The following is a 20619-nucleotide window of genomic DNA, read 5'->3' as shown; positions in this document are numbered from 1 at the left end:
TTGCCCTTACCTGTGCGCATTGGCATTATTTAGCCATCACTCGATGCCGGCGCAGGGATGGCCGCGACACGCTGCCTATTTCTGTGCGCCTAATTTGGCGCCAGCCTAGTGCTCATCTATCTCTGCATACCCCCCAATGTCTAACCTTTTGCGGTTCTATAAATGAGTTTCTTTCGAAAGCTCTTGGCTTTCATTGTCCAACTATTTAGTCGGAAGGATGAGCCTGATAGCGATGTATTGCCGAAAATTGATCCTGAGAAAATCCAAAAAGAGCTGCGCGTCGTTGAGCTGGCGCGGCTTCGCGGAGCTGCCGGAGTCCCCTCCAGTACTGCGACGCAGCTTTCAGATGTCGAGCACAGCATTCGGGGCAAATTGGGCGGAATGCGTGAACAGATACTCAAGTACGGTGAGCGATCCCTAAAAAGCGCCGACAACCGCTTGGACTCCATTGACGTGACCCGCGACATCAAACGCACTATCGCACTTGGCGAGGAGTTTGAGCGAAACGCCGATCAGGACATTTCCAAAATGGATGGCGAGTTGACGGAGCTTCAGCAAGCCGCCGAAGACAAGGCCCATGCGCTCGAAACCTTTCGTGAGCAAAACAAGTTGCAGCACAGGACTGCTGATGCTGCTGATGGGGATGCCAAATGGAAGAGCGGTGGCTTGCTGTTTGCGATGACGGTGGCCGAAGGCTTTGGAAACGCCTTTTTGTTTTCTGAGGGTATGGCCAGCGGATATGTGGGTGGGTTTGTCACCGCATTAATGCTGTCAGCGCTCAACGTGCTTGTATGCTTCTTTCTGGGCAGAGCCAGCGCCTATAAAAACCATGTCAAACCGTCCTGGATGTTCGCAGGCTATTTTGCGTTCAGTGCGGCTGTTCTCAGCATGGTCACTGTTGGCTTAGGAACTGCCTATTTCCGTTTTGTCCTGCCTCAACTTGAAGATGAATCGCAATCAGCTGTCGAGTTGATTCGTGCTTATTTACATGATTCGATCCTTCCATTTCAGGACATCAGCTCATGCGGCTTATTTGCGCTGACGGTCATTTTTGGAGTGGCAGCAGTCTATAAGGGCTACACCTGGACTGATCGTTATCCAGGGTACGCGAGGGTTTACCTGGCTTACGAAGACGCTCAACGCCGCTATGTCTTTGCTATTGAGGCGCTGCGGCATGTGCTGGAACAGCGCAAGCTTGAATCCCTACTCCTGATCGATCAGAACGTTGATCGTGCAGCGGCAGCCATCCAGAATTTCAAGCGCAGCATGAGCCAGAAAACGGTCATCAAGAAAGTCGTGGATGAGCGGATGGTACTGGCCGACGAAACGCTCACTAACTTGGTCCGTAAGTATCGGATTGAAAACGAGATGGCCCGCCCTCGCGATAATCCGCCGCCGGCCTATTTCGACGAGCCGGTGACATTTGTTGAGGTCACTATGCCTGACTTCGGCACCGAGAAGGATGAGATCAAGCTCGCTGAGCAGGAACGCTTAATGAACGAAATGATCGCCAGCCTGGAGACGATAAGGGCGCGAATTCAATCGTCGTTTAATCAGAAATACGATCAAGTACAGCCGCTGCAGCAAATCGTTTTAGGGAGAGCATGATGGCAATTTATGCCCAGAAAAAAGGGCTTTCCGGTAAAACTTTCGGGTTGCTGGTTGGTGGTGTCGCTGTAGCTGCGGCTGCCTTGATGTTTTATTTCAATGCCACGCGTGAAACCTTCGATAAGGAGACGCTTTGCCCGTCCACAGGTCCCAAAGGGCAATACGTGGTGCTTATTGATAACACCTCACCTTTCCCGTTTACTCAGAAAATCGCTTTAGGCCAACGGCTTAAAACGATGGTCAATGAGGAACTCCCCGAAGGCTACCTGCTCTCCGTGTTTCTTCTCGGTGAAGATTTTAAGAGCAATGAGAAGCCGTTATTTGAGCGCTGCAATCCTGGTCAGTGGAAGGACAGGAATCAGCAGATGAGCAACAAGAAATTTGTCGAGCGCGACTTCAACCAGAAATTCGTAAAGCCGTTTGACGACATCGTGCACAAAATCTCGCTCGAAGAACGTAGCAAGAACTCCCCCATTTTCCAGATGCTGCAGCTAGTTGGCATCAATGGGTTTGAGCGCGCGCATGTGTCGGGCGAGCGCAGGCTGGTGATTTACTCTGACATGCTGGCGAACATGCCGGAGTTCAGCATGTATAAGGCCAACCTGCCGCCGTACGCGGATTTTCGTAAGACCGCTTATGGGCAAAATGCAGTGGCACCGGGCCTGCAAGGCAGCAGTGTAGCCATCAACCTGCTGGCAGCTGATCAGAAAGCCCTACAGAACACCAAGCTCTCCATGTTCTGGGAGCAATACTTTCAAGATAACGGCGTATCTGTGGAAGGTTTTTCCCGGGTCGAGGGGCTATAAGTGGACGTCAATAAATCGATCAAGCGCGTCAGCACCTACTTTGCGCTCGCGGTGCTGCTGAAAATCAGTTTGTCCGTCGCCAGCCTGAAGTTAAATGACCCCTTTTGGCTAGGGTTGGTCTTTCCTCTGGCGGTAATGATTGCATATTGGATTGTCGGCTATCTCGTTCGAGAAAAATGGGACAAGCAACTCACCGTAGCTAAGTTTGCCGATTCGGTTTACTACTTGGGCTTCCTGTTCACTGTCGCCAGCATCATTATCTGCTTGCTCGACATTGAGAGCATGGGTGACAACCTGAATGGTATGGCAACGCGATTCGGTGCGGCGATGGTTAGTACCGCGTTGGGTATGCTGGCGCGGATTATTCACACAGGGTTTCGTATCGACGCTAATGATGCGGTCCGAAGTGTCGAAGAACGTGCGATTCACGCGGCCGAAAACCTGGCTATCTCCTTTGACAACACTTTTCAACAGCTTGAAGTCTTCCGGGACAAGGTAGACGTCGCTTCTCGCGAAGCAGCGCAGAGTGTGAAGGAGCAGGTCAAGGCACTTTACGAACACAACATCAGTGCCACTGACGCTTACTTTGCCAATGCTACGCAGCAGAGCAATGAAGCCTTTGCTCTGATACTTGAAAACACCCGGCAATCCAGCGACAACTTGTTGAGCACGATCAATGAGCTGACCGAAAAGAGCGCGATTACGCTACGGCAGATGGAAGATAACGCATTGGATTTTGGCACGATGGCACGTGATCGTGTGGAGCAAATGATCTTTCCTGATGACCTGTTCACCCGCAAACTGGGTGGTTCAATCGAAACATTGGCAGGCACAACGGACAGCGTGAATGAAGGCGTTGCGTCCTTGGCAGAAGATGTTAAAACCGCTACGCGTCAAGTCACCACCGCCATTCGTAGCTTGAATGCTAAGACTCAAACACTCGATGAGAACCTGGTAGCCGTCGGTGCCATTGTGACGAGCCAGGAGCGCCTGGTGGATGCGATGAGACTACAGAGCAAAGAGGTTATGGAGAGTGTTGAGCGCGTACAGAAAGAGTACCTGGACTCGCTGGACGACCAGCAAGAGGATTACCTCAACGAAATCAAGGTTCGTCAGCAATCGGTAGAACGCATTGCAGATAAGCTGGATGCTTTGAATATCCGTATTGAAAGCGCCGATACTGTAGAGCGCCTGGGCAGGGACATCGCCGATGCTCTGAAAGGTGTGCGCGAAGTCAGTCAAACCAATCGGGAGATTTTGGCGGAGAGTCTTGAGCAGAGTTTGGCGCCGCTGGTTCGGGCTCTGGTTGAAAGTAACGAGAAACACCAGGGGGTTGCAGCGAGGATGGAGGAGAGTAATCGTTCAGTCCAAGCCGCTCACAGCCAGTTGGATGCGCTGATTAACAAGATTGATGATCTCACTGCGGTAGAGCAGGGCTCATCCACTCACTACGTTGAGCCAGAGAGCCTGGCTGAAGCGAGATCCGCCTGATGAGCGGAAAGAATGATCAAGTGTTTCAGCTCTCGCTTACCGAGATCTTTATCATCGTCTGCTTCATATTGCTGCTGCTGATGGGGTACCAGATTTTTAAGTTAACCCATAAAAATCAGGCGTTGAATGAAAAAATGTTGGCCTTCCAGGATCTGGATGTACGTGAGAATGCGATCAACAAGGCGGCCGAGGCACTGAAAGCGCGGATGACTGCGTTAGGCGTGCGTAAGCCCGATGAGATCATCAGCAAGCTGGTGGACGCATCGAAAGCAACTGCAGAGCTGGATCGCTTGAAAGTACTCATGACCCAAAAAGATCAGGAGCTGACTGCACTCGCGGCAATCGAAAAGGCCTTGATAGAGGTTGCTGGGCAGAAAAAAGGCGCCGACGCCAAACAGCTCATTTTAGAAACGATGATGTCGTTTGAGCAGCTAAAAAAGCTGGTCGTCGATCCTGCTGATGAAAGCGACGTACAGCCTACGGATGTGGTGAAACGCGTCGCGGCGCTCAAGGCTCAGGACGACATGCTAGCGGCTGCATTCGGGACAAACGTCGACCAAACGAAGGACCAGCTCCAAGAGGCGATCAAGCACGCCGTTGCCATCGCACAGGCGGAAAAAAGCGGTACGAGTCCAATTGAATTACAGAAGGCCAATAAAGACTTACGAGGCCAGGTTCAGTTCTTGCAGAACCGCTTGAATAAGGGCCGGGGAGGTGACCTTCCGCCGTGTTGGGTGAATGAAGTCACCGGTAAAGCGGAGATGTTTCTCACGGTAAAACTGAGTGAAAACAATCTCTCATTCGAACCCGCATGGCCGCCAGCGCGTCAGGAGGATGCGATGGCGTTGCCAGGTATTACAGAACTGATGGCCAATACCACGCGTACGTATGAAAGCTTTTCTCAAGCGGCCAAGCCGGTGTCCGATTTGGGCACACAAAAAGAGTGCAAGTACTACGTGCGATTGGTGAGCCAGATTCAAGATGCGGTTACCTCTGATCGGCGCCGACTTATGGTTGAGAATTTGTTTTACAAGGTTGAAGTCAGGCGATAGGGGCGTGTTGGCGAAGTAAGGGGGTGTGCGTCCGCGCAGGTATCTACGTAGGCGTTACCTGAGCAAACGGTAGATACGCCTACTGAACGCCAGAATTAAGGTCGATGGTGTCCGCCTGTTTTAGACCTGGGGGCATCCTTTTCAAACCATCCATAGCATGCCCTCAGATATGCCCCCAAATGCCTCGTACTCTGGCAATGGGTAGATTTCCATGGCCTATGAAAAGCCGGAAATGATCAGGCTGAACAGCTTCCCGACGACGCCTAAAGGCTCTCAGGGTCGCCAAAGAACATCTGAATCCGCGACCTTAACCACCGTTCCCCCGGATCATTGTCCTGTGACCCACGCCACGCCATGTGCAATTCAAATGTGCGCACCGGCAGTGGCGGCTCCTCAGCCCGCAAGCCACCCGCTGAAGTCAACGCTTCAGCGGCATAGTCCGGCACGGTCGCGACAATATCGGTGCCCGCCAGCAATGTTCCCAGCCCATTGAACTGCGGCACAGCCAGCACGACATGGCGCTTGCGGCCCAGTTTTTCCAGTTCTTCATCCAGAAACCCGCTCAAATCCCCGGCAAACGACACCAGGGCATGGGGTCGGGCGCAGAAGTCATCCAGGCTCATGGAACCCGGCATGCTGTCGGCCCGCAGCAGCATCGGCTTGCTGCGGCGCAATACCTTGCGCTTGGCGTTGGCCGGCAAATCGGTGGTGTAGCTCACGCCGATGGAGATTTCGCCGGAGGCCAGCAGGCCGGGCATCAGGATGTAGTTGACGCGGCGCACTACCAGCACGATGCCGGGGGCTTCGGCCCGCAGGCGCTTGAGCAGCAGCGGCAGCAGGGCGAATTCGACGTCGTCCGACAGGCCGATGCGGAATACCGCGGTGCTGGTGGCCGGGTCGAATTCGGAGGCGCGGCTGACGGCCGTGGAGATCGAGTCCAGGGCCGGGGAGAGCAGGGCGAAGATTTCTACCGCACGGGCCGAGGGCTCCATGCTGCGTCCGGTACGCACGAACAACGGGTCGTCGAACAGGCCGCGCAGGCGTGACAGGGCTGCGCTGATGGCCGGCTGGCCAAGGAACAGTTTCTCGGCAGCGCGGGTCACACTGCGCTCATGCATCAAGGTTTCGAATACGATCAACAGGTTGAGGTCGACACGACGCAGGTCGTTACGGTTCATCTTGTGTCCCAGGCGGCGTCAGTAAACTTGACGGGAGCGGTCATATAAGAACAATGACCGGCATGAATCTTACGGGGAAAGGCTGGTACTCTGCACCGGCTAATTCAGTTTTCCTACATGGCTTGGCACCTTTTCCGTATGTGCGGAATCAATGACAGGCATGTCGACTATTAACGGCGACCGGTGGTCTTGCCCCGAAAGCCCAGATAGAGTTCATGGCAATAGAGGTTACTTTGACGAGGTTTGCGATGTCCCGCACGATCCGTTTTCACAAGTTTGGTCCGGCCGAGGTGCTCAAATGCGAAGAGCATGCAGCCGCTAAGCCCGCACCGGGCGAAGTGCAGGTGCGCGTCGAGGCGATTGGCATCAGCTGGTACGACATTCTGTGGCGCCAGAACCTGGCGTCGTCCCATGCCCGCTTGCCTTCCGGCCTTGGCCATGAAATGGCCGGCGTGGTTGTGGCCGTTGGCGAGGGTGTCGACGACCTGGCGGTGGGTGACAAGGTCGCCAGCTTCCCGGCCGAGAGCCCGAATGACTACCCGGTGTACGGCGAACAGATCGTCCTGCCGCGCTCGGCCCTGACCCGCTACCCGGATGTCCTGAGCCCGATCGAAGCCAGCGTGCACTACACGCCGTTGCTGATTGCCTACTTTGCGTACATGGACCTGGCGCGGGTCAAACCCGGGCAATTCGCCCTGGTAACGGACGCCAGCCACTGTGCCGGCCCATCGTTCGTGCAACTGGGCAAAGCCCTGGGGGTGCGGGTGATTGCCGCCACCAAGACCAGTGATGAGCGCGAATACCTGCTGTCCCTCGGGGCGGAAAAGGTGATCGTTACCGAAGAACAGGACCTGCTGATGCAAGTCAACAAGTTCACCGACAACCGCGGCGTAGACGTGGTGTTCGATGGCTTGGGTGGCCCGCAGATGTCGTTGCTGGGTGATGTGCTGGCGCCGCGTGGCAGCCTGGTGCTGTACGGCCTGCAAGGTGGCAACCAGACGCCATTCCCGGCCTGTGCGGCGTTCCAGAAGAACATTCAGTTCTTTGTGCACTGCATCGGCAACTTCACCGGCAAACCGGAACTGGGCATCATCCAGGACCAGGTGGCCTTGCAGCGAGCCTTGCGTGACATCAACCAACTGACCGCCGACAAGGTGCTGGTACCGCTGAAAACCACGGTATTTCCGTTCAGCCAGTTCGTTGAAGCGCACCGCTATATGGACGAATGTCCGTGCCGTGAACGGGTTGCCTTGCAGGTAGAAACTGTTTGATCTGTGGGAATATTCTCAAGCGAGTATTCCTGCCCCCGGGCGCATGGGGCAAATGCGCCATTTGACAGGACTTAACCTGCCCACCGCTTGAATCGGGATTTCAGCACTTCAGCCCGATAAACCAGATGTATGCCCCTGACGCCGCCCTGAATCCCAGCGCGGCGTTGTCGTGTCTGCACACTCGATACCCCATGCAAGCCCCCATCTGAACCGGTTTTAGCCGGCGTTCTGTATCTGTTAATCATTATTCAAGTGCCGATAATTGCCCCGTCACTTTTATCTCAAGGATTGAGCAATGATTGAATATATGAAATCACCCCGTACATCCGTCAAGCCCAATAATGTTTCCCATGGCTGTTTTGCCGGAACATCAATATTGAAGTGGGTTATGTCGGATGCTTCTCTAGTTTGTAAGTTAAAGCAGCGTAGGAAGTTGTCAGAGCGTTCCTAAGACTTTCGGTTTGGGCTGCGTGCCCCTTGGCTTGGCGCCTTTTCGGGACTGGAAGCCCCCAAAGGCAGGCTTGGCAGGTAGGGCCCGGTGCTAATCTCCATTGAATGTCACATGTTGTAACGCCCCTACAGAAACAACAGGTCAGGCAAATGCCGTCAACGATTGCCCGAAACTGATATTTCAACTCAGGTAGTAGAACTATGAGCGCTATTCACGAACAAGCCATGAACTATGTCTATCAACAAGTATTGCAACGCTTGATAGGGCATTTCTCTCGAACAGAACGTACCTCGCTCCAGTTATTGATTCAACGAATCGTGGTAGCGGCAGGCGGCATGGAGCGGATCGGTGAATACAAGGTGCTGGTCGCTCACGGCGCAGGCGCCGGCAGCAGCTATGTCCTGGCGTTGTTGCGCGCAGCCCAGCTGACGCTTGCAGGCCGGGCGCCGCGGACGTTTCAACTGCGGGTCGCGACCTTGCGCCATGCCGGCATGTCGCAAAATGCCCTGGACACGCTGCATCGCGGCTACAGCGCGCTGTTCATGCATGACGATGCGCGTGTCGAATTGCTGATGGTCGAGAATCAGGAAGTCTTGCCGTTCAACCACCTGCGGCCGGCCTCCAGTGCGGCGCGCGATACCAGCCGGCGCAATATGCTGATGGTGGGGCACCTGACCTCGGGAGATCTTCGCCAAACCCTGTGCAACGACGCCTACCTGGCCCTCGGTGACTTTTACCAGCGCGTCACCACCTGCAATGGGGGCGTGCACGCGCTGGTCAGCGGTGACTCCGCGCGCAAGCAGCGGGAGTACCTGGCGTGGCTGAAGAAGGCTGCGCTGGCGAGCGGTGCAGAGATCCCGCCGCGCCAGCCCCTGGTGCTCAGCGGGCTGTTCGCGCGCATGGATGAGTGGAGCAACGCCTATTACTGCGACCTTTACGGCGAGCGTTACGCCGTCGCCGATAAGTCCGACACGGACAACCATCGCCACTTGGCCTATATCGGCGCTGCCGACCTTAAGGACGCGGCCGAATACACCTCCGGGGCGCTGTTGCGTCAGTTCATGGGCTATGAACCGGACGAGTTTGGCTTTCATTTCAGCCACGCGAGCTATGCGAACCCGTTGCTGATGGCCCATCTGCGGGGCCTGCAGGACGAGTGCCTGCGGGAACTGGATTACGAGGAGGGCGCACAGGGCTTCATGCAGCAGGCCGCGCTGTTCATGCGGCGCAAGCAGATTCCCGAACACCTGATTGCCCAGGCAGCGACCCAGGATGGTCGAGCGCTGGCGGCCGACTACGCCCAGGCGCTGTTCGGATTGGATGAAAGCCAACTGAACTGCCTGATGTTTTCGCCGTTTATCCGTCACGGCGAGCGCCTCGAAAGCTTTTTGCGCCAATGCCACCCCGGCATGCTGGTGGCGCTCCCCGAGCTGCACAAGGCGCTGCAAGGCAAGCCGGTGGCCGAGATGCTGGTGCAATGGGCAATCGACACCAGCGGGTTGCCGATCGACCTGCTGCAACATCTCTATCGCAAGCGGCCAGCCACCGGCGTGCCGGGCATGGCCGAGACGCCACAGCAAGGTGCGCCCGCCCTGGCAGCCTACCAACTGGCGGGGCGTTAAGCGGGTGGCGGCGGGTGACCAGCGATGAACCTCAGGGACGACCGGCAAACCGACTTCGCCTACCAGGCGGTGTATCGCTACATGATCAACCTCATCGGCGAGGTGGGCACGGATGCCCGGGTAAAACTGCCATCATTGCGGCAGCTGGCGGAGCGCCTGAATGTGTCGATCTCGACCATTCAATACGCTTATTCGTTGCTCGAGAAGGAGGGCCGGGTGTACTCGGTGCCCAAGTCGGGCTACTACGCCTGGCCGGTGTTGAATAAACCGCCAGGTAGCAGCGGTGGCGACCTGCTGGAGCGCCTCTATGCCAGTGCGCGACGTCCGGGAATGCGCGTGCTCAGCGCCGATGAGCCGGCACTTGCGGCGTCACTGGATGCAGCGCTGTTGCTGCTCGAGCGCGAACTGTTGCGGCATTACCCGCATCATCTGCAGCCATGGTCGCAGCCCTGTGGCGTGTGGGAACTGCGGGCGACGCTCGCGGCGCGCTATACCTCGTCGCCGACCCGTTGCTGGCAGGCGGACGAGGTATACATCGGCGCCGACTTGCGCGGGGTACTGGAAATCCTGATCGAGGTGCTGGGTCTCAAGGGCGCTGCGATCATCGTCGAATCCCCGTGTGACTGGCTGATCCTGCGGTTGTTGCAGGGGGCAGGCGTGAGGGTTCTCGAATTGCCATTCACGGCGGACGACGGCCTGGACCTGGCGTTGTTCGAGCACTTGCTCAGCACCGAGCCGGTGCAGCTGGCGTTGCTGTCATCCGGTGTCAGCCTGCCGTCCGGCGTAGTCCTGTCCACCCATGATCGCCTGCAGCTAGTGCGATTGCTGGACCAGCATGGCTGTTGGTTGTTAGAAAATGACAGCCATGGTGACCTCGGCTTCGGGCAGCCAATCACCGCGTTACGGGACCTGGCCAATCCCGAGCGGCTGATGGTGTTTTCCACGTTCGAGAAGATGCTCGGGCCGGAAGCGCCGTTTGGCTATTTGCTGTCGCGCCACCTCAGCGGCGAGCTGCAGCGCCAGTTCCTGTTGCGCGCATTCCGGTTGTCCTCTATCCGCCAGCGCGCGATTGCGCGGCTCTATCAAAGCGGGCGCATCGACCAGCATCTGCGGGAGTTGCGCCCGCAACTCAAAGAGCAGGCCCGGCTCATGGGCCTGCGGCTGGACACGCATCTGGGCAACCAGGTGAGCTACCGAATGCCCGCCGCTGGCGCGACCTTCTGGTTGCGCTCAGAGGCCCCGGTGGATATGCGCCAGGTGTTCCAGCGCCTGCTCACCCGGCAGGTGGTGATTGCGCCGGGGGAGTTGTTCAGCCTCAGTGGCCTGCACTGCCAGCATCTGCGGCTGAGCCATGCCGTTGACGGCGCCCATAACCTGGAGAATGCCCTGGATGAGCTGGCTCTGGCGCTCAGGCAGGCACAGACCGGCACTGAATGAAATTTCGCTGATTGCTGTAGGATTTATAACGTCGCGGAGCAGTCCAAGTCCCAGTAAACTGCACTTTTTTCCGAATCCTTCTCTTTCCGAGGTTTATGCATGACTCTCAGTCCTTTTGCGGGCAAGCCGGCACCAGCTCAATTGCTGGTAGACATCCCGCGACTGGTAACGGCCTATTACACCGGCCAGCCTGATGCAGCGATCTCCACCCAGCGCGTCGCCTTTGGTACCTCCGGGCACCGCGGCAGCTCGTTCGACCTGAGCTTCAATGAATGGCACGTGCTTGCCATCAGCCAGGCCATTTGCCTGTACCGTGAAGCCCAGGGCATCAACGGCCCGCTGTTTGTCGGCCTCGACACCCACGCGTTGTCCACCCCGGCGGGCGCCAGTGCGCTGGAAGTGCTGGCCGCCAATGGCGTGCACGTGATGCTCGCCGAAGGCGATGAGTACACCCCGACACCGGCGATTTCCCACGCCATCATTTGCTACAACCGCGGCCGCACCAGTGGTTTGGCCGACGGCATCGTGATCACGCCGTCCCACAACCCGCCACAAAGCGGCGGCTACAAGTACAACCCGCCCAACGGCGGCCCGGCCGACACCCACATCACCAAGTGGATCGAAGCCAAGGCTAACGAACTGCTGGCCAATAAGCTGGCCGGGGTCAAGCGCATCACCCATGCCCAGGCGCTGAAGGCCGACACCACTCATCGCCACGACTACCTCAACACCTACGTGGCCGATCTGGTCAACGTCATCGACTTCGATGCCATCCGCAACGCTGGCTTGCACCTGGGCGTCGATCCGCTGGGCGGAGCAGGGGTGCGCTACTGGTCGGCCATCGCCGAGCATCACCGCCTGAACCTCGACGTGGTGAACACCGAAGTGGATTCGACCTTCCGCTTCATGAGCGTCGACTGGGACGGCCAGATCCGCATGGACCCGTCCTCCAGCTACGCCATGCAGGGGTTGATCGGCCTCAAGGACCGTTATGACGTGGCATTCGCCTGCGACCCGGACCACGACCGCCATGGCATCGTGACGCCGTCCGGTGGCTTGCTGGCGCCGAACAACTACTTGGCCGTGTCCATCGACTACCTGTTCCAGAACCGCCCCGAATGGCGCGCTGATGCTGCGGTGGGCAAGACCGTGGTCAGCAGCGGCTTGATTGATCGCGTGGCCAAGCGCATTGGCCGTCGCCTGTACGAAGTGCCGGTGGGCTTCAAGTGGTTTGCCGATGGCCTGTTTGACGGTTCGCTGGGTTTTGGTGGCGAAGAAAGTGCCGGCGCCTCGTTCCTGCGCAAGGACGGCAGCGTGTGGAGCACTGACAAGGACGGTTTGATCCCGGCGCTGCTGGCGGCGGAAATGACCTCGCGCAAAGGCCAGGACCCAAGCCAGATTTATCGCGGGCTGACCGATGCACTGGGTGAGCCGTTCGCCATTCGGGTGGATGCCAAGGCGACTCCGGCGCAGAAGGCCTTGTTGGGCAAGCTGTCGCCAGACCAGGTGACGTCCACGCAGTTGGCCGGGGAAAGCATCCAGCAGATCCTCAGCCACGCGCCGGGCAATGACCAGGCGATCGGCGGGCTGAAAGTCATGACTGAAAACGGCTGGTTCGCCGCACGGCCATCGGGCACCGAGGACATCTACAAGATCTACGCCGAGAGCTTTATCGGCGAAGATCACCTCAAGCAACTGGTGGAAGAGGCCCAGGTGTTGGTGGACGGGGCGATCTCGGCTAACTGATACCCAACCTATGACTGATTAACCTGTGGCGAGGGAGCTCGCCGGACCGCGCAGCAGTCCCATTTTTGGGGGCGCTTCGCACCCCAGCGGGAGCAAGCTCCCTCACCACATTCAAGCTCGGTCAGGCGAGGTCGACCAAGACGATCTCGCTGTCCTCAACCGCTGTCACCCGCAGTACCTGCTCATCCTCAACCGCCACACCGTCTCGAGCTTGTGCACGCAAGCCATTGACTTCAATCACCCCGGTGGCCGGTACCAGGTACGCCCGGCGTCCGTTGTCCAGCCGATACTCGGCACTTTCACCGGCTTTCAGGTTTGCCGCTACCAAGCGTGCATCGGCCCGAATCCGCAGGCTTTCGCTGTCTCCGGCCTTGCCACTGGCCAGGGTCACAAACCCTTCGCGGTCACCCTTCGGAAACGGCTTCGCGCCCCATGACGGCGGCAAACCGGCCTCATTGGGAATGATCCAGATCTGGAAAATCTTGGTCGGCGTAGCTTCCAGGTTGTACTCGCTGTGGGCGATCCCGGTGCCGGCGCTCATTACCTGGACGTCGCCGGCCTCGGTGCGGCCCTGGTTGCCCAGGTTGTCGGCATGGCTGATGGCGCCTTCACGCACATAGGTGATGATTTCCATGTCCCGGTGCGGGTGCTGCGGGAAGCCGGTGCCCGGTGCGATGAGGTCATCGTTCCACACCCGCAGGTTGCCCCAGTGCATGCGCTTGGGGTCATGGTATTCGGCAAACGAGAAGTGGTGGTGAGCGTCCAGCCAACCGTGATTGGCGCCGCCCAGGGTGTTGAAAGGTCGAAGTTCAAGCATGATCGTCTCCTGTGGATGGGAGCCATCATCCAGCAGCGCCAGATCGATAAAAAGCGTAAAAAATGCTGGATTCCTATCGAATGCTTCGATGCCGATGCTCAGGACTTGTCTTCACTTCATCGCCTAACTGCATGAGCGCAAAGCAATTGGCTGGAACTGTGGGGCATTTGCGGCGACCATAGGGCTCTTGTCCGAGTTAAAGCATCGCAGGAGTCCGCGTGCCGCAACACACCCCCGATCTGCCTCCCGAACTGCGGCCACTGGCCGAAATGCCCCTGTTGAAACGGCTCGCCGCCCGATTATTCGGTCACGGCCTGACGCGCCTGCGGGCACAGCACCGTTTCTCATGGCTGCATGGCCAGGCCGACGGCTTTCGCAGTGGCCACACGGCCGGCGTGGAGTATGGCTATAAGGAAGGCAAGGCGGATGGTATCGAAGAAGGCCGCCAGGTCCTGCTGATTCGTGACTTCCGGCCGGATGAGCACACTGTGCCGGGTGTTGACGACAATCTGTTCGATGATTGGCGCCTGCCGCTGACCGCCGAGTTGAAAAAACGCATCAAGGCTGATGTGGCGCGCCTGCTGCCGGCCCATGCCCAGCCGAGTGCGGCGCAATGGAAGATGATCTTCAGCGACACGCCGTCCACCTCGGTGATCGCCGGCGCCGGCGCGGGTAAATCCACCTCGCTGGTGCTGCGTATCCTGCTGCTGACCCATTACCTGGGCTTCGAGCTGAGCTCGATGACGGTGGTGACCTTCACCCGTGAGTCGCGCAAGGACTTCATCAACAAGCTCATGGAAATTCTCGCCTTGTGGGGCCAACCCCTTGGTATGAAAGAAGCGCAAGCGGTGGTGCGGACCTTTCACTCACGCATCCTGCCAATGGTGCGCAGCCTGCCGGGCCTTGAACGGCTGCAGGCGTTCGAGAACCTCAATGCGCGGACCGAAGCGGGCTTTGATGAGGCCGACAGCAACCCCTTCGAATTGCGGATCAACGACGCCCAGCGCCAGCAACTGAATGCCTGCTATCACCGGCTGCATGGCCGCCATGAACGCTTCCGCGAACTGATCGCCCCGCTGGCGCGCCATGCCCTGCAACTCAAGGAGCTGGAGCGCGATCACCCGGACGTGCAAAAACGCGTGGCGGTGACCGAACTGGCGGCCAAGCGCGATGAAGAACTCTGCGATGTGATCGAAGACCTGTGGTTTCGTGCCGGCGCCTGGCCGATCAAGGGCATCGAGCCCAATCGCCAGACGTTCGATATCAACGGCGCGAAGTTTCACTGCCATGGCTACATTGCCGAACTGGATGCCTGGGTCGTACTGGGCTTCGACCCGCGGGAAAATGCCCAGGTCAGTCGACCCGGGTCCAAGCTGTCAGTACGTGCCGAATGGGCGGTAAAGCGAACCCTATTTCAAGCTTTCTGCCGTAAGCCATTGATATGGCTAGAAAGCTACGAGTCTTCCAAGCGGCTTTTAAGCAGCCTGGCAGGTGACGCAACAGCGGGCCCGGGCTTCGATTACAAGGTCAAGGGCGAGCTGGGTTCGGCACCGTTGCTGGACAGCTTTGTTGCCGCCGCCGGGTTCATCGAGAACCTCGGGCTGGATGTGCCCACCGCCGTGGGCAAGATGAGTTTTGCCAAGGATGATCCAGACCGTTTTTACTTCGAGGCACTGAGCATTTTCTGGAAGGCCCTCGAAGATCACTTGCTGGACCAGTCGCCACCGGTCATGACCTACAACCGGATGTTCTCGCTGTTTGGCGAAAACACCCCGGAGAACCTGAAGTTGCTCAGCGACCCGCTGCTACGGCCGATGTCGCACCTGATGATCGACGAATTCCAGGACGTATCGCCGCAGATCGTCTCGTGGATCCGGGCAAGCCTGCGGGAGATCCGCAGCCGCGGGCCGGCCATGCACGTGGGGCGCGGGGCCCAGCGCTCTTCGCTGTTGTGCGTGGGCGATGACTGGCAGTCGATCTATGGCTGGCGTGGCAGTTCGCCCAAGTATTTCATGGAGTTCAACAAGGAGTTCCCGTCACCCACGACCACCCGGGTGATGCTGGGCGAGAACTACCGCAGCCATCAGCATGTGATCGATGCTGCCGAGCACATTGTGCGGGCGGCCCCGGCCATCAGCGGCAAGAAAGCCAAGGCCAGTGGAACCGCGAAGGAGTTGGTGCCGGTCACGGTGCGTGACCGTGACGATGCGGCGCTGGGCCAACAACTGCTGGCGCACTATCAAAAAGGTGACTCGGTGTTAATGCTGTATCGAAAAAGCAGCGATAAGTTATTGATGCAAGAGCATATTCAATCGGTAGTTAATGTGGATTCTAGCTTGCCGTACGGCAGCCGCCGGCTCAAGCAACTGACTTATCACAGCGCCAAGGGCTTGCAGGCGGATGCTGTATTCCTGCTGGGCGACTGCCAGCACTTGACCAGTTCGCCGTACAAGAACCAGGTCTACCGCATGGCAGGACTGGGCAAGGACGGCGATACCGAAGCTTACGACAGCGCGCAGAAAGACGAAGTGCTGCGCCTGGCCTACGTGGGCATTACCCGGGCGGTGAGCCATTGCTATTGGTATGTCGACGGCCAGGATGGCCAAGGGGTGAATGTGCCAAAGGCTTCGGACCGGGTTGCCGGGGACAAACCGTTTTTTGACGACCAGCGCATCAGCAAATCATAAGGGGTGACGTTGAATCCTGTGGTGAGGGAGCTTGCTCCCGCTGGAGTGCGCAGCGCTCCCAGGATTTTGGGGCTGCTACGCAACCCAGCGGGAGCAAGCTCCCTCGCCACAGGATACCTTCGTTGCCAGATCAAGCCCGTAGCGACAGCGGCGGCACAAACGACTCCAGTTCATCCTCAACCGCCTCGATGATCCGTTCCACGTCAGCAGCGTTCATCACCGTGGCGCAAGGGATACCGGCAATTGCAATCAGGGTTTCCCCGCTGGCGCGGTCGAACAGGCGGGCGATCATACTGCCGGGAGCATCCATGCTCGCCTCAAAGCCCATGGGATGAAAGTGCCAGCGCATCAACTGGCAGGCGTTGGGGAACGTCACTTTGTTCATGTTGCCCACCTTGTTCATTGAGCGCTTCCTTTAGCTCGCTGCAGGGGCGCCATGACCGTCACTGGTCCTGGCCGTCGTGAGCACTAAAAATAGCATTCGTTCGCATCGGGCATGGGAGTTTTTTCGTCCCGTCCGGCAGTTGTTTTCAATAACGTTGATATGGGTCACGTGCTGCGTGGTATTAAGCGAAAGGCCATTAGTCGGAAATATCAAATGGCCGTTGAGCGGGTACGGGCAGTTGGGCAAGCTGCCTCTTTTTTCACCGGCGTAGAGCGCTCAATGCAAGACATCATTCCGGATGACTCCCAGAAAACCCAAGCTACGGCCAAGCTGGTACTGCGTCACCATCTGTGCTGGCGGGATCGGGACCTGGATGGAGTAATGTCGTACTACCATCCGGACATCCAGTACCACGATTTCTTCCAGAACCGCGTGGTGGGTGCCGGCGAGCTGCGCGAATACCTGCAAGCCAGCATGCCCCGTGGCGCCGACGAAGCGATCGAACACACCGACCGCATCCGCGCCGACGGCGACACCGCGTTCATCCAATACCGCATCACCTTGCGTGGCGGCCAGGGCCTGGTGTCGTTTCGCACCAGCGAAGCGATTACCGTGCGCGATGGCTTGATCTGGCGGGTCAACGAGTACGCCTCCCTGGTCCACGAGCAGTCTGCCAGCCGCCGCGAGACCACACGCCCGACCGTCAGCCGCCTGGGCCTGTCGCCGCAGCAACTGAGCTACATGGCCAACGACCTGCAACAGTACTTCGAGCGCCAGCAACCCTATCTGGACCCCGAACTGGACCTGCAACGGGTGGCGAAGGAGTGCGGGTACAGCCGCAACCAGATTTCCTACCTGTTGAACCAGGTGCTGGGGCAAAGTTTTTATCGCTACGTCAACCAGGCACGCCTCCAGCATTTGCTGGCTGCACTGGAAATGGCCGCGCCGCCGATCCGCATCGACGAACTGGCGTTTGCCGCCGGCTTCAATTCGACGTCGGCGTTCTACAGCAGCTTCCGCCAGCACACCGGCCAGTCGCCAAAGGCCTACGTCAAACAAATTTCCCTGCGTGCACGCGCGCAAGACAGCCCCTGAGGCCAGGCTCTAGGATCACTGCCATCGAAGTGTGGTGGTGGAGCTTGGCATGCCTGCATGGCGCAATATCAGTTTATGGATGGACCAGTTGGACGAGTCGCTGCTGGCACGCGCGTCCCTGGAGCAGGACCTGGACGTCAACGTGGCCATCATCGGCGCCGGCTACACCGGGCTCTGGACCGCGTATTACCTGAAGCGCCAGGCGCCCGAGCTGAAAATCGCAATCATCGAGGCGCAAACCGCCGGGTTCGGTGCCTCGGGCCGTAACGGCGGCTGGCTGATGGGCAACCTGCTGGGAGAGGACCGCCTGTTGGCCGGCCTGACCCCGGAACAGCGCCGGGCCTCGTTCGACCTGCTGCACGCCATCCCCGACGAAGTCGCGCAAGTGATCGAGCGCGAAGGCATCGACTGCGACTACCGCAAGGGTGGTGTGCTGTATTGCGCCGCGCGCTACCCCGAACAGGAAGCCACCCTGCGTGCGTACCTGGCCAAACTTCACAGCCAGGGCCTGACCGACGACGATTACCGTTGGCTTGGCCCGCAACAACTGGCCGAGCAGATCCGTATCGCCAAGCCTTATGGCGGCATCTATGCACCCCACGTTGCCACGATTCACCCGGCCAAGCTGGTGCGCGGCCTGGCGCGGTTGGTGGAGCGGATGGGCGTCAAGATCTACGAAAACAGTCCCGTCACTCATTGGCAGTCCGGCAGCCTGCGCACGGACAAAGCCTCGGTGCGCGCCTCCTGGGTGGTGCCGGCGGTGGAAGGGTATGCCACCACGCTGGCTCCGCTGGGGCGCTATCAGTTGCCGGTGCAAAGCCTGATCGTTGCCACCGAGCCGTTGCCGGCCAGCACCTGGGACGAGATCGGCCTGAATCGTGGCCAGGCGTTCGGCGAGAGCAGCCGGCAAGTGACTTACGGCCAGCGTTCGGCGGACAACCGCCTGGTGTTCGGCGCTCGCGGGGGTTATCAGTTTGCCGGCAAGTTGCGGCACAACTTCGAGCTCACCGACAGCGAAGTCGAACTGCGTCGCTATCTGTTCGGCGAACTGTTCCCGCAGCTCAAGAAAGTCCGGATCACCCACGCCTGGGGCGGCAACCTGGGCATGTCCCGGCGCTTCAAGCCGCACATGCTCTGCGATCACGCGGCAGGCATCGCCCTGGCCGGTGGTTACGGCGGCGAGGGCGTAGGCGCCAGCAACCTCGGTGGCCGCACCCTGGCGGACTTGATCCTGGGGCTCGATACGCCGTTGGTTCGCCAGCCATGGGTGATTCAGCCGGGCCGGCTGGACGGGCTCAAGGCCTGGGAACCGGAACCCTGCCGCTGGCTGGGCTACAACGCGATCATCCGCAGTTTTGTGCATGAGGACCAAGTGTTGGCCAACCCCAATACCGCCCCGTGGCGCCGCAAACTGGCCAGCGGGGTTGCCGGGTTCATGGAAGGTTTCATGCACTAAGTCGTTTCAATCACCACAGGTATGAACATGAGCATTACCCAGTTCAAAGACACACTCAGCGCCCATTTGCCGGATTCCTCGCCCGTCGCCGTGCCACTGGGCACACCGGTGGCGGTGGCCTCGACCTTGAGCGTGGAACGTAGCGACGGCGTCGAAACCGGCATCTGGGAATGCACGCCCGGGCGCTGGCGCCGGCAGATCAAAGCCCAGGAGTTTTGCCACTTTATCCAGGGACGGTGCACCTTCACCCCCGACAACGGGGAAATGCTCCACATAGAAGCCGGCGACGCACTGATGTTGCCGGCCAACAGCACCGGTATCTGGGACATCCAGGAAACCGTGCGCAAGACCTATGTACTGATCCTCTGATCCTCTGATTCTTTGATCTTTGATCGCCTGCCATAAAAACAGCCCTAAAACCGCCAGGAAATCGAACCATGAGACCCATTGCCCTGTTGCCGCTGGTATTCGTCGCCACCCTCAGCCAAGCCGCCGAGACGGTGAAGATCTACAACTGGTCGGACTATATCGCCCCCGACACCACCAGGAACTTCCAGAAAGAAACCGGCATCGGTTTCACCTACGACGTGTACGACAGCAATGAAACCCTCGACGGCAAGTTGATGACCGGCAAATCCGGCTATGACGTGGTGTTCCCCTCCAACCACTTCATGGCCCGGCAGATCCAGGGCGGGGCGCTGAAGAAACTCGACAAGAGCCAGTTGCCCAACTGGAAGAACCTCAACCCGGTGCTGCTCAAGGCCCTGGAAAACAACGACCCGGGCAACGCCCACGGCTTCCCGTACCTGTGGGGCAGCACTGGAATCGGCTACAACATCGACAAGGTCAAGGCGGTACTCGGCGACAACGCCCCAGTGGATTCCTGGGACCTGATCTTCAAGCCCGAGAACATGCAAAAACTGCAGAAGTGTGGCGTCGCCATCCTCGACAACGGCCCGGAGCTGCTGCCGGCGGCGCTCAATTACCTGGGCCTGCCGCACCACAGCAAGAAGGCGGAAGACTACAAAAAGGCCGAGGACCTGCTGATGAAAGTGCGGCCGTACGTGGCGTATTTCCACTCCTCGAAATACACCGCCGACCTGGCCAACGGCGACATCTGCGTGGCCGTCGGCTTCTCCGGCGACATCCTGCAGGCCGAAAGCCGCGCCAAGGAAGCCAAGAATGGCGTGAATATCGGCTACAACATTCCCAAGGAAGGCGCCGCGATCTGGTTCGACATGGTCGCCATGCCCGCCGATGCCCCGGATGAAAAAGCCGGCTATGCCTTCATGAACTACCTGCTACGCCCGGAAGTGATGGCCAGCATCACCAACTACGTGCACTACGCCAACGGCAATGCCGCGGCGGACAGCCTGGTGGACCCGGCAATCAAGAGCGACACCAAGGTGTACCCAAGTCCGGAAATGATGGGCAAGTTGTTCGCACTGGAAGCAATGCCACTGAACATCGACCGGATTCGTACGCGGGTGTGGAACACCATTCGTACCGGGCGTTGA

The 20619-nt window shown here is 58.7% G+C and carries 16 protein-coding genes; 13 read left to right on the top strand and 3 right to left on the bottom strand.

Features of this window, described 5'->3' with window-relative positions:
• The first annotated feature begins 162 nt into the window (after positions 1-162).
• Genes A462_RS21025 through A462_RS21040 form a run of 4 tightly spaced genes read left to right on the top strand, consistent with a single transcriptional unit; the run spans position 163 to position 4957 of the window.
• On the top strand, positions 163-1608 hold the full coding sequence (locus A462_RS21025) for a hypothetical protein (protein WP_008433810.1): 1446 nt from the start codon (positions 163-165) through the stop codon (positions 1606-1608).
• Positions 1608-2414, top strand: a complete 807-nt coding sequence (locus tag A462_RS21030; protein WP_008433807.1) for a hypothetical protein — start codon at positions 1608-1610, stop codon at positions 2412-2414. The genes A462_RS21025 and A462_RS21030 overlap by 1 nt, the downstream gene beginning before the upstream one ends.
• Positions 2415-3905, top strand: a complete 1491-nt coding sequence (locus A462_RS21035) for a hypothetical protein (RefSeq protein WP_008433805.1) — start codon at positions 2415-2417, stop codon at positions 3903-3905.
• Positions 3905-4957, top strand: a complete 1053-nt coding sequence (locus tag A462_RS21040; RefSeq protein ID WP_008433803.1) for a hypothetical protein — start codon at positions 3905-3907, stop codon at positions 4955-4957. Before A462_RS21035 ends, A462_RS21040 begins: the two co-directional genes overlap by 1 nt.
• Before the next feature lie 263 nt (positions 4958-5220).
• Here A462_RS21040 and A462_RS21045 read toward each other — a convergent pair whose 3' ends face one another.
• Positions 5221-6135: a LysR family transcriptional regulator gene (locus A462_RS21045; RefSeq protein ID WP_008433801.1), complete on the bottom strand. Its 915-nt coding sequence runs from the start codon at positions 6133-6135 to the stop codon at positions 5221-5223.
• 248 nt (positions 6136-6383) lie between these two features.
• Between A462_RS21045 and A462_RS21050 the strand changes: the two genes are divergently transcribed.
• The 4 genes from A462_RS21050 to pgm all read left to right on the top strand — a co-directional run bounded on the left by A462_RS21050 (position 6384) and on the right by pgm (position 12662).
• The gene (locus A462_RS21050) at positions 6384-7406 is read left to right on the top strand and encodes a zinc-dependent alcohol dehydrogenase family protein (protein ID WP_003217140.1); all 1023 of its coding nucleotides are present in this window, start codon (positions 6384-6386) and stop codon (positions 7404-7406) included.
• Between the two features lie 651 nt (positions 7407-8057).
• Entirely contained in the window at positions 8058-9479 is a 1422-nt protein-coding gene (locus tag A462_RS21055) for a hypothetical protein (protein WP_032899197.1), read from the top strand.
• A 24-nt stretch (positions 9480-9503) separates the two neighbouring features.
• The gene (locus A462_RS21060; protein WP_008433797.1) at positions 9504-10916 is read left to right on the top strand and encodes an aminotransferase-like domain-containing protein; all 1413 of its coding nucleotides are present in this window, start codon (positions 9504-9506) and stop codon (positions 10914-10916) included.
• 99 nt (positions 10917-11015) lie between these two features.
• Positions 11016-12662 carry a phosphoglucomutase (alpha-D-glucose-1,6-bisphosphate-dependent) gene (gene pgm / locus A462_RS21065; RefSeq protein ID WP_008433796.1) on the top strand — a complete coding sequence of 549 codons (1647 nt, stop codon included), beginning with the start codon at positions 11016-11018 and terminating at the stop codon, positions 12660-12662.
• Between the two features lie 121 nt (positions 12663-12783).
• Here the strand turns inward: pgm and A462_RS21070 are convergent, their stop codons facing one another.
• On the bottom strand, positions 12784-13479 hold the full coding sequence (locus A462_RS21070) for a pirin family protein (protein WP_003217133.1): 696 nt from the start codon (positions 13477-13479) through the stop codon (positions 12784-12786).
• Positions 13480-13697: 218 nt separating this feature from the next.
• On the opposite strand from A462_RS21070, the gene A462_RS21075 reads away from it, so the two are divergent.
• A complete protein-coding gene (locus tag A462_RS21075; RefSeq protein ID WP_008433793.1) occupies positions 13698-16166 on the top strand; it encodes a UvrD-helicase domain-containing protein in 2469 nt (822 codons plus the stop codon).
• Positions 16167-16296: 130 nt separating this feature from the next.
• On the opposite strand, the gene A462_RS21080 is transcribed toward A462_RS21075, so the two are convergent.
• The gene (locus A462_RS21080; protein WP_003217129.1) at positions 16297-16569 is read right to left on the bottom strand and encodes a DUF1652 domain-containing protein; all 273 of its coding nucleotides are present in this window, start codon (positions 16567-16569) and stop codon (positions 16297-16299) included.
• Between the two features lie 261 nt (positions 16570-16830).
• On the opposite strand from A462_RS21080, the gene A462_RS21085 reads away from it, so the two are divergent.
• The 4 genes from A462_RS21085 to A462_RS21100 all read left to right on the top strand — a co-directional run bounded on the left by A462_RS21085 (position 16831) and on the right by A462_RS21100 (position 20619).
• Positions 16831-17646, top strand: a complete 816-nt coding sequence (locus tag A462_RS21085) for a helix-turn-helix transcriptional regulator (protein WP_003217127.1) — start codon at positions 16831-16833, stop codon at positions 17644-17646.
• Between the two features lie 49 nt (positions 17647-17695).
• Complete coding sequence (locus A462_RS21090; RefSeq protein ID WP_008433786.1) at positions 17696-19102, top strand: NAD(P)/FAD-dependent oxidoreductase; 1407 nt, start codon at positions 17696-17698, stop codon at positions 19100-19102.
• A gap of 27 nt (positions 19103-19129) precedes the next feature.
• Entirely contained in the window at positions 19130-19471 is a 342-nt protein-coding gene (locus A462_RS21095) for a cupin domain-containing protein (protein ID WP_003217122.1), read from the top strand.
• 68 nt (positions 19472-19539) lie between these two features.
• Complete coding sequence (locus A462_RS21100) at positions 19540-20619, top strand: polyamine ABC transporter substrate-binding protein (RefSeq protein ID WP_003217120.1); 1080 nt, start codon at positions 19540-19542, stop codon at positions 20617-20619.

Source organism: Pseudomonas sp. Ag1 (assembly GCF_000278565.1).
Taxonomy (GTDB): domain Bacteria; phylum Pseudomonadota; class Gammaproteobacteria; order Pseudomonadales; family Pseudomonadaceae; genus Aquipseudomonas.
Note: the sequence above shows the minus strand (reverse complement) of the source record. Positions and strands in the feature narration are given on the sequence as shown.

Excerpts from the sequence above, each read along its gene's own strand:
- A462_RS21025 (WP_008433810.1), top strand. The coding sequence starts at position 163 with ATGAGTTTCTTTCGAAAGCTCTTGGCTTTCATTGTCCAACTATTTAGT.
- A462_RS21030 (WP_008433807.1), top strand. The coding sequence starts at position 1,608 with ATGGCAATTTATGCCCAGAAAAAAGGGCTTTCCGGTAAAACTTTCGGG.
- A462_RS21040 (WP_008433803.1), top strand. The coding sequence starts at position 3,905 with ATGAGCGGAAAGAATGATCAAGTGTTTCAGCTCTCGCTTACCGAGATC.
- A462_RS21045 (WP_008433801.1), bottom strand. The coding sequence starts at position 6,135 with ATGAACCGTAACGACCTGCGTCGTGTCGACCTCAACCTGTTGATCGTA.
- A462_RS21050 (WP_003217140.1), top strand. The coding sequence starts at position 6,384 with ATGTCCCGCACGATCCGTTTTCACAAGTTTGGTCCGGCCGAGGTGCTC.
- A462_RS21055 (WP_032899197.1), top strand. The coding sequence starts at position 8,058 with ATGAGCGCTATTCACGAACAAGCCATGAACTATGTCTATCAACAAGTA.
- A462_RS21060 (WP_008433797.1), top strand. The coding sequence starts at position 9,504 with ATGAACCTCAGGGACGACCGGCAAACCGACTTCGCCTACCAGGCGGTG.
- pgm (WP_008433796.1), top strand. The coding sequence starts at position 11,016 with ATGACTCTCAGTCCTTTTGCGGGCAAGCCGGCACCAGCTCAATTGCTG.
- A462_RS21070 (WP_003217133.1), bottom strand. The coding sequence starts at position 13,479 with ATGCTTGAACTTCGACCTTTCAACACCCTGGGCGGCGCCAATCACGGT.
- A462_RS21080 (WP_003217129.1), bottom strand. The coding sequence starts at position 16,569 with ATGAACAAGGTGGGCAACATGAACAAAGTGACGTTCCCCAACGCCTGC.
- A462_RS21085 (WP_003217127.1), top strand. The coding sequence starts at position 16,831 with ATGCAAGACATCATTCCGGATGACTCCCAGAAAACCCAAGCTACGGCC.
- A462_RS21090 (WP_008433786.1), top strand. The coding sequence starts at position 17,696 with ATGCCTGCATGGCGCAATATCAGTTTATGGATGGACCAGTTGGACGAG.
- A462_RS21095 (WP_003217122.1), top strand. The coding sequence starts at position 19,130 with ATGAGCATTACCCAGTTCAAAGACACACTCAGCGCCCATTTGCCGGAT.
- A462_RS21100 (WP_003217120.1), top strand. The coding sequence starts at position 19,540 with ATGAGACCCATTGCCCTGTTGCCGCTGGTATTCGTCGCCACCCTCAGC.